The organism is Collimonas sp. OK242, from assembly GCF_900107095.1.
Lineage (GTDB): Bacteria > Pseudomonadota > Gammaproteobacteria > Burkholderiales > Burkholderiaceae_D > Collimonas.
On sequence record NZ_FNOR01000013.1, the window covers coordinates 69,311 to 85,214 of the forward strand.

The window sequence follows — 15,904 nt, forward strand, 5'->3', positions numbered from 1 at the left end:
CGTTTTACTGCGCAGCGCCTATCAGTTTCCACTTGCCGTTAACGATCTCCACCATCACGCGCGAACGCTGGTCGAAACCGACGTGATCGGTCGGGCTCATGTTCACGATGCCTTGCGATACCGGCAGATTCTTGATCGCTTCGATAGCGTCGCGCAGCCCGGCGCGGAATTCCGGGGTTCCCGGATGTCCCTTCTTCAGCGCTTGCGGCGTGGCGGCAGCGAGCAACATGCCTGCATCCCAGGCGTGTCCGCCGAAGGTTGAAATACTGCCGACGCCGTAGGCTTTTTCGTAGGCGCTGCGATAAGCCATGGCCGATTTCTTGACGGGATTGCTGTCCGGCAGCTGCTCGGCTACCAGCAACGGTCCCGCCGGCAGGAAGGTGCCTTCGCAATCTTTGCCGCAGACGCGCAGGAAGTCGTTGTTGGCGACGCCGTGGGTCTGATAAATCTTGCCTTTGTAACCGCGCTCTTTCAATGTCTTTTGCGGCAGGGCGGCTGGGGTGCCGGCGCCGGCGATCAGGATTGCGTCAGGATTGGCGCTGACCATCTTCAGCACTTGCCCGGTGACCGAGGTGTCGTTACGGGCGAAGCGCTCGTTGGCGACAATCTTGATCTTGCGCAGCTCGGCCAGCTTGGAAAATTCACGATACCAACCTTCGCCGTAAGCATCCGAAAAACCGATAAAGGCTACGCTCTTGATACCTGCATCAGCCATGTGGGCGATGATCGCGGTCGCCATGTGCGTATCGTTTTGCGGCGTCTTGAAAATCCAGCGGCGCTTGGCGTCTACCGGCTCGATCAGCGCAGCCGAAGCCGCCATCGAAATCATCGGCGTGCCTGACTCTGCGGCGACATCGCTCATCGCCAGCGAACCTGGCACCGCGGTCGAGCCGATCAGCAGGTCGACCTTTTCTTCACTGATCAGCTTGCGCGCATTCTTGACGGCGGTAGTGCTGTCAGTGGCATCGTCGAGCACGATGTATTGCACCTTCTGGCCAGCGATTTCCTTCGGCAACAGAGCAAAGGTATTTTTTTCCGGGATACCCAGCGAGGCTGCGGGCCCGGTAGCGGAGACGCTAACGCCGACCTTGATCTGGGCGATGGCGCTGCTGTAGGCGGTCGCCAGCGCGACAGTCATTACTGCGGAAAGGGTAGTTCCCAGCCAATTTTTTTTCATTGAATCTGCTCCATTTTTTGTAAAGATATCGATCGCTATCGATTCGGTGCCGGTTATTCCGGCGTCAGCTACGTAGTGAATTCATCAAACCAGCATCAACGCAATTTGCTGCGCGGCGTCGGCGCCCGGCTTGTGCTGGAAACGGCTTTTGGCAAAGCGCTGCCAGCGTCCCAGCACGAAGCTGGTCAGTATATTGGCGCGTAACGCCGCTTCCGCTTCATTCGCGTCCCCTTGCGACGCCGCGATCCGCAGAGCCTGCTTCAACGCCAGCTCGATGCGGTCGACGAATTGATTCATGCGCAATTGCAAACGCTCATCCTCATTCACCAGCGCATCGCCGATCATGACCCGGGTCATGCCCGGATTGCGCTCGGCAAAATTGAGCAGCATCAGTGCGATCGCCTGCGCCTGATGCAAGCCTTTTTCCTGTTGTTCGGTAATCTGGTTGACCAGGCCGAAGACGCTGCTCTCGATAAAATCGATCAGGCCTTCGAACATCTGCGCCTTGCTGGCGAAGTGCCGATACAGCGCCGCCTCCGACACCTCGATCTTGCCCGCCAGCGCGGCGGTGGTAATCTTTTCGCCCTTGGGCTGTTCCAGCATGGTGGCCAAGGTCTGCAGAATCTGGAGTTTGCGCTCGCCGGGTTTGGTAGTTGCCATGATTTTTATTTTATTTTAGTAATGATGGAAAAAAACTGCGCTTGCTCCCTGCGCAAGCGGCTTCAGTTGTTTCGCTTGCTTCAGTCGCGTCATTCAGTTACTGCAACGCGGCTTCCCCGCCGCTTTCTACTCTGCCCTGCTCTACGTGAGCAAATCGCCTCAACGCAAGCGGTGCAGATTCCGGCTTAGCTGCCGCACCGATTTTACTTTGACATCGACGTATTTGGGGCGCTTTATCACATTTGACTGGTCGGCCAGGTATTGCGTGACCCAGGCCGTGCGCATACCGACCCGTTTGGCCGCCTTGAGCGTAGCAATCGTGTCTTCCACCAAAATGCAGCGCCGCGCCGGGATTTTTTCCCTGGCGAGCAGCTGGCGCAGCAGGTGGCGCGACGGTTTCGGCCGCAGCTGCCGGTGGACATGCATGGATTCGATTGAAATATGTTTACCGAAATGGCGCTGCAGGCGCAGGTGGCGCATGACGTCGCCCGAGTAGCGCAGCGGCGCATTGGTCAGCAGTATCTTGCGCCCCGGCAGGCGCTTGAGCAGATTGATCAGGCCGCGCTCGGCCCGTATCATGCTCTGCAGATCGTCAAAGCGGTGCGCTTCGCGCAGGAAATCCTCGGGCCGCACCTGATGATGTCTGACCAGGCCCAGCAAGGTCGCGCCGTAGCGCCGCCAATAGGCCTCGCGAGCGGCATCGACCGTGGCGGCATCGGCATCGACGCCGCCGCTGCCCAGGGTGCGCGCCATGAAGGCGTTCATATTGTCGTGAATCGCGGGGAAAATTGCATGCGACGCGTCGTGCAGGGTATTGTCCAGATCGAACAGCCAGAGCGCTGTAGTATTCGTTACCATTGTGTCGGGATGTGCATTCGCATTCGTTATATCGAGGATTATCAAGGAGAAAATGTGCTTCGTCAGATTATAGTGACATTGTGCTGGTTGCCGCTCAGCCTGCTTGCCCTGAGCAGCCAGGCCGGCGCCGTCGAGCCGGCGGCAACGCCAGCCCAAGTTGCGCCCGCGCGCCAGGGCGGCGCCTTGTTCAAGGTACAGCGCGCCGGTCAAAGCGCCTACGTATTCGGCACCATCCATGTCGGCCGCGCCGACTTTTACCCCTTCGACGACAAAATCTTGCAAGCGCTGCAACACTCCTCGTCCGTAGCATTGGAAATCGATCCCGGCAATACGCAGGGATTGTCCGCTCTGGTGAGCAAATACGGTATCTATGCCGATGGCACGTCACTGCCTCCGGAATTGCCGCAAGCTTTGCAACAGCAGCTCAATCCGCTGCTGGAAAGATACGGCCTGACGCCAGCCGCCGTGGCCAACATGAAACCGTGGCTGCTGGCGACCCTGCTGGGCATCAGCGAATACAGCTATCAAGGTTATCTGCCGCAGTATGGCGTCGACGGCAGCTTGGCCGCTTTTGCGAAAAGCCACGGCAAACCCCTGATTGAGCTGGAAACCGCCGAACAGCAATTGTCCTTGCTGGGCAAGCTGACTGCAGCTGAACAGATCCAGTTCCTGCAAGACAGCATCGATGAAATACAAGATCCGGAAAAAGCGCAACGTTCATTGCAATTGATCACGCTGTGGCGCAACGGCGATGTCGAGGGTTTGACCGCCATGCTGGCGGACATGACCAGCGACGATACTTTCACCGGGAAATTCGTGCAGCGCGCCTTGCTGGATGAGCGCAATCCTGGCCTGGCAGACGGCATCGCCAGACTGGCGGGCACGACGCCGCGCGCTTTCGTCGGCATCGGCATGCTGCACCTGGTGGGTCAGCACAGCGTGCTGGCGCTATTGGAGCAGCGCGGCTATACGGTAACCCGGATTTATTGACGCCTATCTTGATCCCGCATCCAGTTACCTTGCCGACCGATCACGCGCGCCATTGGCGCGAGCGGAACAGCTTCGTGCTGCTAGAGTGCGAATTCGGCAGCGGCGAACATTTTTTCGCGACCTGGCAGGCATGGCGCGACGATCCGCAACGTCCCCGGCAATTGCATTATCTGGCGCTGCTGCCGCAACTTGTAGCACTCCACGATCTGCAACAAGCCTCGGAGAAATTTCCGGAGTGGCAAACCTTGTACGCCGAACTGTGCCTCGCATGGCCACCAGCGGTAGCGGGTTTCCATCGGATTTTCCTGGAACATGAACAACTGGTCCTGACGCTGATGATCGGCGATGGCGCCGCCTGTCTGCGTCAGATCGTCGCCAAAGTGGACGCCTTCCGAGTGCTCGGGCGCGGCTGGCAAACATGGCCTGCCGCTGTGCTAGGCGGCCTCGGAAAATTAGCTGCACAGCATGCCAGCCTGGATATCTGCGGATTGGAAGCGGCGGCGCGCAAGCAGCTGCAGCAAGCCGGATTTGTGTTTGAAGATGACGCCGATAGAGGGCCTGAATCAGACCCTGAATTAAAAATTTCGTGCGCACGTTTTGCACCACGTTTTAGCGCACGGTCGGCAGCGGCAATGATTCATGGCGACCGCCGCGCGATTGTCATCGGCGCCGGCCTGGCCGGCAGCGCCGCTTGCCAGCGCCTGGTGCAGCGCGGCTGGAGCGTCGATCTGATCGAAAGCCATGCAAGGCCGGCGCAACAAGCCTCCGGCAATAGCGCCGGCATTTTCATGCCGTTGCTGTCGCGCGACGACAACCCCGGCTCGCGTCTCAGCCGCAGCGCCTATCTGTTTGCCCTGCAGGCCTGGCGCCGGCTGGGCGGCATCGGCACCGCCTTTACCGGCGCTGCCTGCGGTGTCCTGCAAATCGCCCGCGACGCCGAACATGCAGACGGCCAGCAGCAACTGGCAGATTTTTGGCGCTACCCCGCCGACTATGCACAGTGGCTGGATCAGGCCGCCGCGAGCCGCCTCGCCGGCTGCCCGGTCAGCGGCGGCGGCTGGTACTTCCCCGCCGCCGGCTGGGTACGGCCGCGCAGTCTTTGCCAGGCGCTGCTGGATGACTGCAGCAGTCGTCTGCAAACCCATTTTGGACGGCACGCGGCCCTGCTCGAACGCGGGCAGGATAGCTGGAGCGTCCGCGACCGGCAAGGCGCGGAGATAGCCAACGCACCAGTGGTGATTCTGGCAAATGCCTGCGACGCCCTGCATTTCCGCCAGGCAGAAGATCTGCCCTTGAACGCCATCCGCGGCCAGATCACTTACATCGAAGCCGGGCAAGTTCCCGCCATCGCGCCGGTGATATGCGGCGAAGCCTACCTGACGCCGGCTTACCAAGGGTGGTGCAGCGCCGGGGCTTCGTATGACGAGGATCAGCAGCAGACGCTGCGCCAGGACAGCCAGGACGACAATCTGGCGCGCCTGGCCAACATCTTGCCGGGCTGGCAGGCAGGCGCATTGCCGCTGGCCGGACGTGTCGGTTTTCGCTGCGTCGCCAGCGATCGCCTGCCGTTGGTCGGCGCCTTGCCGGATAAAACCGGCGCATGTGCAGTGCGCGAAGCGAAATTGAAAGATCTGGCCCGTTTTCCGGGCTTGTACAGCCTGCTTGGCTATGCTTCGCGCGGCTTGATATGGGCGCCGCTGGCGGCGGAATTCCTGGCGTCGCAACTGAACGGAGAACCGCTGCCGATTGAAGCCGATCTGGCGGCAGCACTCGATCCGGCACGGTTTTTATTAAAAAAACAACGCCGCAACATGCCCCCGCACCAATAAACAGGGCGCCCCAAAGGCGCCCTGCAGCTGGTTAACGATCCCAGCGGTATGGCCGCATTCGCCAGTCGCCGCGCGGGCCTTGTTCCCAGCCGGGCTGCCATTACGCCATCGCTAAGGTAAAATGGCGGCCTGCCACGCGGCATTGTCGTTTTATAAAAATAATTGCGGGATAGTGCAGCCGCAATGCGACCACACACTGTCCCCACCTGATTTCCCGGAATACCCATGTTGCGATTGAATGAAATACAGCTTCCCCTCGACCATCCTGAAGACGCGCTGCAAGCCGCGATTCTGGCGCGGCTGGGAATCGCCGCCGAAGAAATGCTCGGCTACACAATTTTCCGCCGCAGTTACGACGCCCGCAAAAAGACTGCGGTGATCCTGACTTACAGCGTAGATGTCGATCTCAAGGACGAGAGCGCTATCCTCAAGCGCATGAAGGGCGATCGCAGCGTAGCGCCGACGCCTGATACCAACTACCGTTTTGTAGCGCAAGCGCCCGGCCAGCTGACAACGCGGCCGGTGGTCATCGGCACCGGGCCATGCGGCCTGTTTGCCGGCTTGATCCTGGCGCAGATGGGATTCAATCCGATCATCCTGGAACGCGGCAAGGCGGTGCGTGAACGCACCAAGGATACTTGGGGACTGTGGCGCAAACGCGAGCTGCAGCCGGAGTCCAACGTCCAGTTCGGCGAAGGCGGCGCCGGGACGTTTTCCGACGGCAAGCTGTGGACCCAGATCAAAGACCCGAAGCACTACGGCCGCAAGGTGCTGACCGAATTCGTCAAGGCCGATGCGCCGGACGAGATCATGTACGTCAGCAAGCCGCATATCGGCACTTTCCGGCTGGTCAAGATGGTGGAGCAAATGCGCGCCAGCATCGAAGCGCTGGGCGGCGAGTTCCGCTTCCAGCAAAAAGTCGAGGACATCGACATCAAATGGGAAAACGGCCAGGGCCAGGTGCGCGCCGTAATACTTGCCAGCGGTGCTTCGATCGTTACCGACCATGTCGTATTGGCGATCGGCCACAGCGCCCGCGATACCTTCCAGATGCTGTACGACCGCGGCGTGTATATCGAAGCCAAACCGTTCTCTCTCGGCTTCCGCATCGAGCATCCGCAATCCTTGATCGACCGCTGCCGCTTCGGCCCCAGCGCCGGTAATCCGATACTGGGCGCCGCCGACTATAAATTGGTACATCACTGCGAATCTGGTCAAGCCCGCGGTCGCGCGGTCTACAGCTTCTGCATGTGCCCGGGCGGCACCGTGGTGGCCGCCACCTCGGAACCTGGGCGCGTGGTCACCAACGGCATGAGCCAATATTCGCGTAACGAACGCAATGCCAACAGCGGCATCGTGGTCGGCATTACACCAGACGATTACCCCGGCCATCCGCTGGCCGGGATCGCCTTCCAGCGCCAGTGGGAATCGCGCGCCTTCGAGCTGGGCGGCGGCGCCTACGATGCACCCGGTCAACTGGTTGGCGACTTTCTCGCCGGCCGGCCATCGACCACGCTCGGTTCCGTGATTCCTTCCTACAAACCCGGCGTCCACCTGGGCGATCTGAGCGCCGCCCTGCCGGATTACGCGATTGCCGCCATCCGTGAAGCGTTGCCGGTGTTCGACAAGCAGATCCGCGGTTTCGCCATGAACGACGCGGTGCTGACCGGCGTCGAGACCCGCACTTCATCGCCGGTGCGCATCAAGCGCCACGACGACAACCTGCAAAGCTTGAATACGACCGGCTTGTTTCCGGCCGGGGAAGGCGCCGGGTATGCCGGCGGCATCATGTCGGCGGCGATTGACGGGATCCGGGTAGCGGAGGCGGTCGCATTGAGCATGCTGAACAAAAAGTAAACCTGCTCGATGGGGGACAATGCGGGACTGCAGGCTTAACGTTTTTCTGCTGTCTTGTACACGGCGTTCCGCTCGCGCTTACCCACGGCCACGATCACTACGATCAATTCTTTGTCGCGCACTTCGTAGACTAGCCGATAGCCCGCCTGGCGCAACTTGATTTTATATCGGTTTTTAGAGCCTGACAGCTGTGCTGACGGGACGCGGGGATTCAGCAACCGTTCTGCCAGTTTCTTTTTGAACTGCTCCCGCATGTCCTGATCCAGCTTGCGCCATTCCCCCAATGCTTCCTCAAGGAAGGCTAGTTCAAAGCTCATCCAGCTTGACCTTGACCACAGCCTGACCTTTCCGAGCATCTGCAACTGCATTCAACTCCATGTCTTCCAGCTTGTTCATCAGCACTTCATAGGCTTTTGCTGGAACGCAATAAAAAACCGGCTGGTTCCGGTTTAATATCGCCACAGGAAATCCTTCGCCGGCAGATACGGTTCCCATAGGGTCTTTTTTTAACTCGGAAACGCTTGCTGTCGTTTCGGCAAGAATCAGGTGCGCCATAGGAATACTTTTAAAAGTATTGTTAACAGCACCAATAATAGCATCTTTCATAGTACTTCCATGCATATCGTCCACCTAGCGAAAAAGCCCAGTATGGACTAACTTTTGCAGCCAATTTATAAGCATGCCGTAAGTCTTGGCTGAATTTCCGTCTCGTGTTCGCGAAGTGAATGGTTTAGCCAATTTCGGTGAAGATTCTTTATTTGTTTGCGGATTCAGCCTGCTGCTTGATATACGCGGCGTCAGTCAGCGTTTGCAGAAAAGCCACCAGATCATCCACATCGCTATCGCTTAGTGCAGGCTTGCTGCCTTCACGCCGGTTGTATGGCACCGAATTGATGTTGACGTTTTCCCGATAGGCAGGCGGCACGTCATCGAATTTAACGCCGTTTTTATACCAGTCGCCCGGTTTGGTCGCGCGTGTTGCATAAAACGCGACGGCGTCGCGCAGCTCGCTAAATACGCCGTTATGCATGTAACTTTCGCGTACGGCGACATTGCGCAGGCTAGGGGTTTTGAAATAGCCGCACCATTGGCTGCTGTCGGGCCATTGCAATTGGGCTGCGGTTTTGCATAAGCCGACATCATAGAATTCGGGATTGCGATTTTCTGCAATCCTGCGGTTACGCGGCACCGCTACCGCATCGTAGCCAAAATCGGTGAACATCGAACGCGCCGGATTGCCGGAGCTGTCATTGAATTTATGACAGGATGCGCAGTTGCCTTTATCCGGGTCCTTGAACAAACGCAGGCCGCGCATTTCTGCCGCGCTCAATTTAAGGCACCCGCGGATATAGTCGTCGTATCTGGAGCTGAACGGCGTCATTTCGTCACTGCGTAAAAAGGCTTGCAACGCGCGGCTGGCGGCCTGGGTCGCTGGTGCCGGCCGCTGAAATATGGCAGCGCCGAACTGGGTTCGCATCTCGGGCGCATACGCTTGTTGCAGCTTGCGCGCCAGTTGGCTGGGGTTGCGGTTATTCATTTCCAGAGGATTAAACAAAGGACCCAGAACCTGCTCTGCCAAGGTATTGGCGCGGCCATCCCAAAAGAAGCCGCCGAACGGAATCGGCGCCAGCGCATCGTCATCCCGATAGAAAAAACGCGGCGGCGTATAGCGCAGATACAAAACCGAGGGCGTGTTGCGCGTACCCAGGCTGGTCGGACGGCTACCTAGCGCGACACCGGTCCGTGACCCGTGATTGCCGGAAAAAGCCTGTGCCGGAGCGTGGCAACTGGCGCAACTGGTGCCGCGCGGTTCCGACAGCCGGGTATCGAAAAACAATTGCCGGCCGAGCGCCACAAGTCCCGGAGGATCTGCGGGCGCCGCTGCCGGCGCCGGCATTTCCGGATAGAGCGGCGTGTTCACTGGCGCGGCATGCAGCGTGAACGGCGCCAGGCCGGCCAGCAGCACGTTGGCTAACAGCAGGGCCTGCCGCAGACTACGCATCAGTTTGGCGCCAGATAGCCACTCTTATCGCAACTGATGTTGTTGCCGTTTTGCAGGCAGGTGGTTAGCAGCAGTCCCTTGCGCGTATAGGCTTTGTATGCCCACGCGCCATTGCTTTGGCGATCCATCACCATGAAACCGAAGCTGCTCGTATGCGCAATCTTGTCGACAATGACGCCAGCAGCGGGACTGACGTTGGCTGGAAACGGATCGGCAAAATTCACGTCCAGATTATCGCCGCCGTTGCCGGAGACGAAAGTGGCGGGATGGTTGGATGAAAAATTGATGGCCTGGAAATCATGAACGTGGCCATGAATCGCGGTCTTCACCCCGGCCGGATAGAAGGCGGTCGGATTGACGCTTTGCATCACCGATAGCAGAGCAGCGTTACCCGGCGCCGGCGCGGCGCCGGCCAATGGCGCGAAACCCAGAATCGGATGGTGGTTGGTGAAAATGCTGTTGACGCCGGCCTTCGCCGCCAGGCGGTTGACTGTCTGGAACTGCACCTGATATTTGATGAATTGCGGATCGCTGGTGGGCAACGCTGTCCGGCCCGCTTTCGATGAATCGAACACAATCACTTGCGTATCGAGACCGAGCGCCACCGCGTAAGGCTCGGAGAAATTCCCCAAGCCGTCATTGGCCGGATCGTCGCAAGACCGCCTGGCGTCGAACGGTTGCGTATCCAGGAAACGGAACCAGCCCTGGCCGGCGCGGGCGCATTCCTCGTGATTGCCGCGCACCATGATCCACGGCGCGGCAGCCATCAGCGGCGCAGCGGGCTTGAACAGATCTGCTTGCCATGCATCCCAGCCATAACCCCATGGACTGTCTTTACAACCGGCGATATCTGCAGGACAGGCGTTTTCGCGATAGTGATAATCGCCTATGTGCAATACCAAATCCGGTTGCATGGCGGCGGCGGCGCTGGCGATCTCGGGGAATGGCCAGGCATCGCCATCGGCGCAGGCTTGCCAGGCGTTATCGGCTTTTTTCATGCGGCAACCGGTATCGGCCAGCACCACCACGCGCTGCGGCTCCTTCTTGGGTAAAGGCAAAGAACGAGAGCCCACTGTGACACCGCTGCTGTCGGCAGGCACGCTGTATTCACAAGCGGCGACGGGAAAGACTGAAGGCTTGGAGTCGGCGGCCGCGCTGGCGGTTGGGCGCAGCGCCGCCGTGGCCGGCGCTGCGCGCAAAGTCATCGCAACATAGTCGGCGCCGTCACGGATTTCGGGACAGCTGGCGTCGCTAGTGATGACCCTGACGATAGCCTGGTTGTTACTGCCGACAGTGACCCAGGCCGCCTTTACGCCAGCGTCAACGCTGTTGCTGTCGCTACCGCCGCAACCTGCGGCTGCCAGCCCTATGCTCATGGTTGCAGCCAATGAAAATGTGCTGCGCCACAGTTGCTTGGTCACGTCCATATAGCTCACCAGGGTCAAAGTTCATGCTGTCGAATGATCAAGAATCATAAGAAAAAAATATGACGTAGTCATTACATCGAGTGGACAAAAAAAATACGCAGGGATGCGTATTTTTTATGACGTGGCTCCGAGCTTCGATCTACGGCCGGAACGGCTATTTGCCGACATCCCGCGTTGCCTGCAGCAAGCACTTCGACAATTTATCGAAATGCAGCCACGCCGCCTGGCTCAACTCTACCTGCTTGCGGCGCGTATCGTCGGTATCCGTCAAGACTATCCAGCCCTTTTCCCGCATCGACTTCAGGCGCGCATGCAGCATGGCCGGCGAACCGAGTTCGCTTTGCGCCATCATGTCGCGTACCGACAAGCGCTCCTTGGCTTGTCCTGCGCGTGCGACAAAAGCCAAAATGCGATCTTCCAACGGGTCTAGCGACGGCAGCGACGGCAAGCCGCGCAGCGCATTCGCCAGTTGCAAAAACCGCACATAGATATTTGCAGGTCGATTATTTTTTTCCATAGCACTATTGTAAGCCGTTGCCAGAAATGCTCTGCTAACGTTGTTAGATCGTTGTTGATACGCTGTTAAATCGCTGTTAATTTTATATCGATAATACCCGTCATTTCACCGCAGTCGCAAGTATCTTCCAGCACCCGCGCAGATACTTCGGTAATATACGCGCGTCATGACCACTACCCCGTCCCCTGTCGAGAAATTGCGCCTCAACCTGCTGACCACCACCACCACGGTGATCGTCTACATACTGGTGTACATGACCAACGACTGGCTATTCAAGCACATCGAGTTTACCCAGGGAATTGCCTGGATCTATCTGCCGGCGGGGATACGGCTTATCTGTACTTTGCTATTTGCCGAGGCAGGCGTGCTCGGCATCTTGATCGGCTCGCTGCTGACGTCCAGCCTCTACGCCCTCTTTCCCGGCGATCCGGTCACCACCATCGGTTACAGCGTCATCTCGGCGCTGGCGCCTTATCTTGCCTATAGATTCACATTGCAGGAGATGCGTCTGCAGCCATCGCTGAGCAATCTGACCCCGGCCAGCCTGCTGGCCTGCATCCTGTTGTACGGGCTCGCCAATCCGCTGCTGCAGCTGGTGTGGTTTGTATTGCGCGGTATCTCCTATCATTTCTGGTCGGGCCTGATCGTGATGTCTATCGGCGACCTGAGCGGCTCTCTGATCGTGGTCTATGCGATCAAGCTCCTGCTGTCTTTCGTTCCGTTGCCGCGCCGTTAAGCAAGCAAAGCACGCACAGCGCGCCCATCTCCGCAGCCCTGGCCGATCGCCTGCCTAACTTGCGTAGCGTCATCGCCACATCGCCACATCGCCACCGATTGTAATACTGCCGAAATAATTCCTCGCTATTCTGCCGACAGTTATAGAAATTATAGCGGTTAGCGAATTCACGCTATCACCGCGCATCTTTTATCGGGGTAGTGCAATGCGTAGTTGGGACGAACCAAAGAAGCGGAAAGCCCGCGTCGAAATCATTCCCATGATCGACGTGATGATGTTCCTGCTGGTGTTTTTCGTGCTGATCAGCCTCAACGTAATTCCTGCGCTCGGCATGAAAACGCATTTGCCGACAGCCAGCAGTTCACAGGATCTGAAGCCGCAAAACAAGGCGGTCGTCACGCTCGGTCTCAATGACGCATTGCAGGTCGACGGCGTCGACACCAAAATCGGCGAGCTGCCGACGCGCCTGAATCAGGCCAAGAAGAACGGTGAAAAACTCAACGTCATCGTCAACAGCGATCGCGGAGTCGAGGTGCAGCGGCTGGTGGAAGTGATGGACACGCTGAAACAGAACGGTTTCGAATCGATCTCCATCGCCACCCGCATGCCGTGATGCGAGCAATGACGACCATGCCGTTCTTCTACCGATTTCGCGATGCGCTGGCAACCTTGCCTTCGATACTCATACTCGCCATCCTGCTCTTTGCCGGCATCCAGAAAGCGGTGAAGATTGAAACGCATACCGACGATACGCTGGTGCAGATCGCGTTGATGGAAGCGGAACCTCCGGCGCCGCCCGTCACCATACCCACGCCGCAGCCAAGCCCGACGCCGCCGCAAGTGGTCAAGCCGCTGCCGGTACCGCTGATGCAGCCGGTCCGGCAGCCGCAGCAACAGACAGTGAGCGCCACACCAGTCAGCAACACCCCCAGCGCAGAGATGGCAGCCGCGCCGACGCCTCCGAAAACCGTCGCGGCGCCTGCCGCGCCGCCAGCGCCAGATCCTGCGCCCCCCGTAGCCAAACCGAACAGCGCCAGTGCCGAGGCCGGCTATATCTCCAAGGTGCGAGCACATCTGAACAGCATCAAGCGCTATCCGACAGGCCGCGAGGCCAGCCTGCAACGGCCGCAAGGCAAGGTCAAGGTCTGGTTCGTGCTGAATCGCGACGGCACCCTGGCCGAACAAGGCATCGAAGAATCATCGAATTCCATGCTGCTCGACGAAGCTGCCCGCAAAACCATCAACCGAGCCGCCTTTTCTGCGTTTCCCGAATCCAGCTGGGTTGGAGAAGCGACACATAGATTCAGCGCCGAGCTGGAATTCATCCCGGGCGCGGGGTAGAGCGACAGCCGGCGGCGGTTGGAACACTCAGCTGCTTGAATACTTAGTTTTTACATTTCATAAAAAAACGTACAGGGAGTAATGCCATGCAATTCAAAGTCACCCGGCTGTCACTGCTGATCTCCGGGTTATTCATCGCCGCCAGTCCATTGGTCCACGCTGCGGACACATCTGAAGTCGGCAAGGTCACCGTGCAAGGCGATGCCGGCGGCGGCCAGAGCACCGGCCTGATCCAGCCGGAAGAATCGGCGAAAGCGCGCAGTTCGGTCAATCGCGATTACATGGACAAGCAAAGCACCACCAGCAATCCGTTCCAGATGATCAACCTGCTGCCGGGCGTGAACAGCTACGATACCGACGGCACCGGCCTGTTCGGCGGCAACATCCGGGTGCGCGGTTTCAACAGCGACCAGCTCGGCTTCACCATCAACGGCGCGCCGGTCAACGATTCCGGCAATTTCGCCGTCTATCCGCAGGAGTACACCGATGCGGAAAACCTGTGCGACATCTTCGTCACCCAGGGTTCCACCGACACCGAAGCGCCGCACGTCGGCGCCACCGGCGGCAATATCGGCATGACCATGTGCACCCCCGAGGACCAGCGGCGTTTCCGTACCGAGTACACGTTTGGCTCGAATGACCTGTGGAAAGGCTATGTGCGTCTCGATTCCGGCAAGCTGTTCAACGACCGCTTCAAGTTCTTCGTTTCCTATTCCAAGACACAGGCAGACAAATTCAAGGGCACCGGCCGCGCCGACAAGGAACACGTCGACTTCAACAGCAAGCTCGACCTGGGCGGCGGCAGCTTTGTCGATACCGGCTTCATGTACAACTCGGCCCTGAACAACAACTATCGTTCGCTGACCAAGGCGCAGATCGCCCAGTTCGGACGCAACCTGGATTTCGGCACGGTCGCGCCGATACACCAGCCAGGCGGCCCTGGCGCGCAAAATGATTCAAGCTACGGACCGAACGCCGGCATCAATACCGGCAATAAAAATCTGTATTACGGCTACAACCTGAATCCGTTCAAGAACTGGCTTGCCACCATGAATGCCCACTTCCAGCTGGCGCCGCAATCCAGCGTCGATGTCAGCCCTTACATGTGGTACGGCTTCGGCACCGGCGGCAATCAATTGCAGACCGTCAGCGAAGGCAATTCCGGCACCTTGCTGGGCGGCGGCGTGCGCGACGTCAACGGCGACGGCGATACCAAGGACACTGTGTTCGCTTATGAAGGCAGCCGTACCCGCACCTATCGGCCGGGTGTCACGCTCAAGTACAACCAGCAGATCGACAACCACAAGCTGATGGTCGGCTACTGGTACGAACGCGCGCGTCATCAGCAAACCGGTCCATTTGCGCCGATCGACAACAACGGCAATTCCGCCGACGTCTGGCAAAACAATCCCGATGTCTGGCTGCGCAACCAGGACGGCTCTTTCGCGCAATACCGCGACACGCTCACCATCAGCACCGGGAAATCCGCTTTTGCGCAAGACAGCATCAGTCTGATGCAGGACAAGCTGAACCTGCAACTCGGCGCGCGTTACTCGAGCATAGACCGCAACTTCACCAACAACCCGAGCCAGAGCGCGCCTGGTTTTTACACCTTGCAGAAATCGTATTCCGACCTGCTCCCTAGCGTCGGCATCCGCTATCAGCTTGATCCGGCACAATCGGTATTTTTCAACGCAGCGAAGAACTTCAAGGCGCCGGGCAATTTCTCTTATTTCGGCTTGATCTCGGGCGGCAAATTCGTCAACGGCGTATATACCGGCGGCACCGTGCGGAATGTGCCGGTGGATAAGGAAACCTCTTGGAACTACGATCTCGGTTACCGTTACACGACCGACAAATGGACGTTTTCCGGATCGGTCTTCTATGTCGATTACAAAAATCGCATAGCCACCTCGTTCAACCCGGATACCGGCAATCGTACCGATTACAACGTCGGCGATTCGACCTCCAAAGGCCTGGAGCTGGAATCCGGCTACTCGCTCACCAAGAACCTGAGCGTGTACGGTTCGCTGTCCTATATCAAGAGCAAAATGGAAAAGGACATGCCATGGGCGGTCAACTTCAATCTGCCGACCGGCGGCAAGGAGTTTCCGGACACCCCGAACTGGTTAAGCGGCTTGAGCCTGCAGTACGCGCAAGATAGCTGGTATGTCTTCGGCCAAGCCAAATACACCGGCAAGCGTTACACCACGCTGGTCAACGACGACAGCCTGGGCGGCTATACGGTATTCAACGCTGGCGCCGGTTATACCTTCCCGTCTACCGCCTGGCTGAAAAAGCCGACGCTGCGCTTCAACCTCAACAATATCTTTGACAAGCAATACCTGAACCTGAATGCCGGCAGCGGCAGCCAGTTCACCAGCAATGCGGTCGCGATCGGCAGCAGCGCGCCGGCAACCCCGCCAACCTTCTACGTCAGCGCGCCGCGTACCTTTAGCGTCACCCTGATGGCGGATTTCTAATCCAGCTGCAGCAATCCCTGGCGGCGG

The 15,904-nt window shown here is 58.6% G+C and carries 15 protein-coding genes; 7 read left to right on the plus strand and 8 right to left on the minus strand.

From position 1 onward, the window contains the following. Positions 1-4: 4 nt before the first annotated feature. From BLV81_RS15545 to BLV81_RS15555, 3 genes are all read right to left on the minus strand, one after another. On the minus strand, positions 5-1,138 hold the full coding sequence (locus BLV81_RS15545; RefSeq protein WP_092357862.1) for an ABC transporter substrate-binding protein: 1,134 nt from the start codon (positions 1,136-1,138) through the stop codon (positions 5-7). A gap of 123 nt (positions 1,139-1,261) precedes the next feature. Next, a complete protein-coding gene (gene slmA / locus BLV81_RS15550; protein ID WP_092357864.1) occupies positions 1,262-1,837 on the minus strand; it encodes a nucleoid occlusion factor SlmA in 576 nt (191 codons plus the stop codon). 159 nt (positions 1,838-1,996) lie between these two features. Then, positions 1,997-2,695: an HAD-IA family hydrolase gene (locus tag BLV81_RS15555; RefSeq protein ID WP_092357866.1), complete on the minus strand. Its 699-nt coding sequence runs from the start codon at positions 2,693-2,695 to the stop codon at positions 1,997-1,999. A 54-nt stretch (positions 2,696-2,749) separates the two neighbouring features. On the opposite strand from BLV81_RS15555, the gene BLV81_RS15560 reads away from it, so the two are divergent. From BLV81_RS15560 to BLV81_RS15570, 3 genes are all read left to right on the plus strand, one after another. Further along, positions 2,750-3,685 carry a TraB/GumN family protein gene (locus BLV81_RS15560; protein ID WP_176992851.1) on the plus strand — a complete coding sequence of 312 codons (936 nt, stop codon included), beginning with the start codon at positions 2,750-2,752 and terminating at the stop codon, positions 3,683-3,685. 8 nt (positions 3,686-3,693) lie between these two features. Further along, positions 3,694-5,514: an FAD-dependent 5-carboxymethylaminomethyl-2-thiouridine(34) oxidoreductase MnmC1 gene (gene mnmC, locus BLV81_RS15565; RefSeq protein ID WP_255365255.1), complete on the plus strand. Its 1,821-nt coding sequence runs from the start codon at positions 3,694-3,696 to the stop codon at positions 5,512-5,514. Positions 5,515-5,739: 225 nt separating this feature from the next. Continuing rightward, positions 5,740-7,371 carry an NAD(P)/FAD-dependent oxidoreductase gene (locus tag BLV81_RS15570; RefSeq protein WP_092357870.1) on the plus strand — a complete coding sequence of 544 codons (1,632 nt, stop codon included), beginning with the start codon at positions 5,740-5,742 and terminating at the stop codon, positions 7,369-7,371. A gap of 35 nt (positions 7,372-7,406) precedes the next feature. On the opposite strand, the gene BLV81_RS15575 is transcribed toward BLV81_RS15570, so the two are convergent. The 5 genes from BLV81_RS15575 to BLV81_RS15595 all read right to left on the minus strand — a co-directional run bounded on the left by BLV81_RS15575 (position 7,407) and on the right by BLV81_RS15595 (position 11,317). Further along, positions 7,407-7,688, minus strand: a complete 282-nt coding sequence (locus tag BLV81_RS15575) for a type II toxin-antitoxin system RelE family toxin (RefSeq protein ID WP_092357872.1) — start codon at positions 7,686-7,688, stop codon at positions 7,407-7,409. Beyond that, on the minus strand, positions 7,678-7,926 hold the full coding sequence (locus BLV81_RS15580) for a type II toxin-antitoxin system Phd/YefM family antitoxin (protein WP_092358044.1): 249 nt from the start codon (positions 7,924-7,926) through the stop codon (positions 7,678-7,680). The genes BLV81_RS15575 and BLV81_RS15580 overlap by 11 nt, the downstream gene beginning before the upstream one ends. A gap of 199 nt (positions 7,927-8,125) precedes the next feature. Next, positions 8,126-9,373, minus strand: a complete 1,248-nt coding sequence (locus BLV81_RS15585; RefSeq protein ID WP_092357874.1) for a cytochrome-c peroxidase — start codon at positions 9,371-9,373, stop codon at positions 8,126-8,128. After that, positions 9,373-10,800, minus strand: coding sequence for a metallophosphoesterase (locus BLV81_RS15590; protein WP_092357876.1), 1,428 nt, complete (start codon positions 10,798-10,800; stop codon positions 9,373-9,375). The genes BLV81_RS15585 and BLV81_RS15590 overlap by 1 nt, the downstream gene beginning before the upstream one ends. Positions 10,801-10,954: 154 nt before the next feature. Continuing rightward, positions 10,955-11,317: a MarR family transcriptional regulator gene (locus BLV81_RS15595; protein WP_092357878.1), complete on the minus strand. Its 363-nt coding sequence runs from the start codon at positions 11,315-11,317 to the stop codon at positions 10,955-10,957. A 166-nt stretch (positions 11,318-11,483) separates the two neighbouring features. Here BLV81_RS15595 and BLV81_RS15600 point away from each other — a divergent pair, with 166 nt between their 5' ends. The 4 genes from BLV81_RS15600 to BLV81_RS15615 all read left to right on the plus strand — a co-directional run bounded on the left by BLV81_RS15600 (position 11,484) and on the right by BLV81_RS15615 (position 15,877). Next, entirely contained in the window at positions 11,484-12,053 is a 570-nt protein-coding gene (locus BLV81_RS15600) for a hypothetical protein (protein ID WP_092357880.1), read from the plus strand. Between the two features lie 205 nt (positions 12,054-12,258). After that, positions 12,259-12,666: an ExbD/TolR family protein gene (locus BLV81_RS15605; protein ID WP_092357882.1), complete on the plus strand. Its 408-nt coding sequence runs from the start codon at positions 12,259-12,261 to the stop codon at positions 12,664-12,666. Continuing rightward, positions 12,666-13,394, plus strand: a complete 729-nt coding sequence (locus BLV81_RS15610; protein ID WP_369823888.1) for a TonB family protein — start codon at positions 12,666-12,668, stop codon at positions 13,392-13,394. Before BLV81_RS15605 ends, BLV81_RS15610 begins: the two co-directional genes overlap by 1 nt. An 86-nt stretch (positions 13,395-13,480) precedes the next feature. After that, positions 13,481-15,877 (plus strand): TonB-dependent receptor, encoded by a 2,397-nt coding sequence (locus BLV81_RS15615; protein ID WP_092357886.1) that lies wholly within the window; start codon positions 13,481-13,483, stop codon positions 15,875-15,877. Positions 15,878-15,904: the final 27 nt, after the last annotated feature.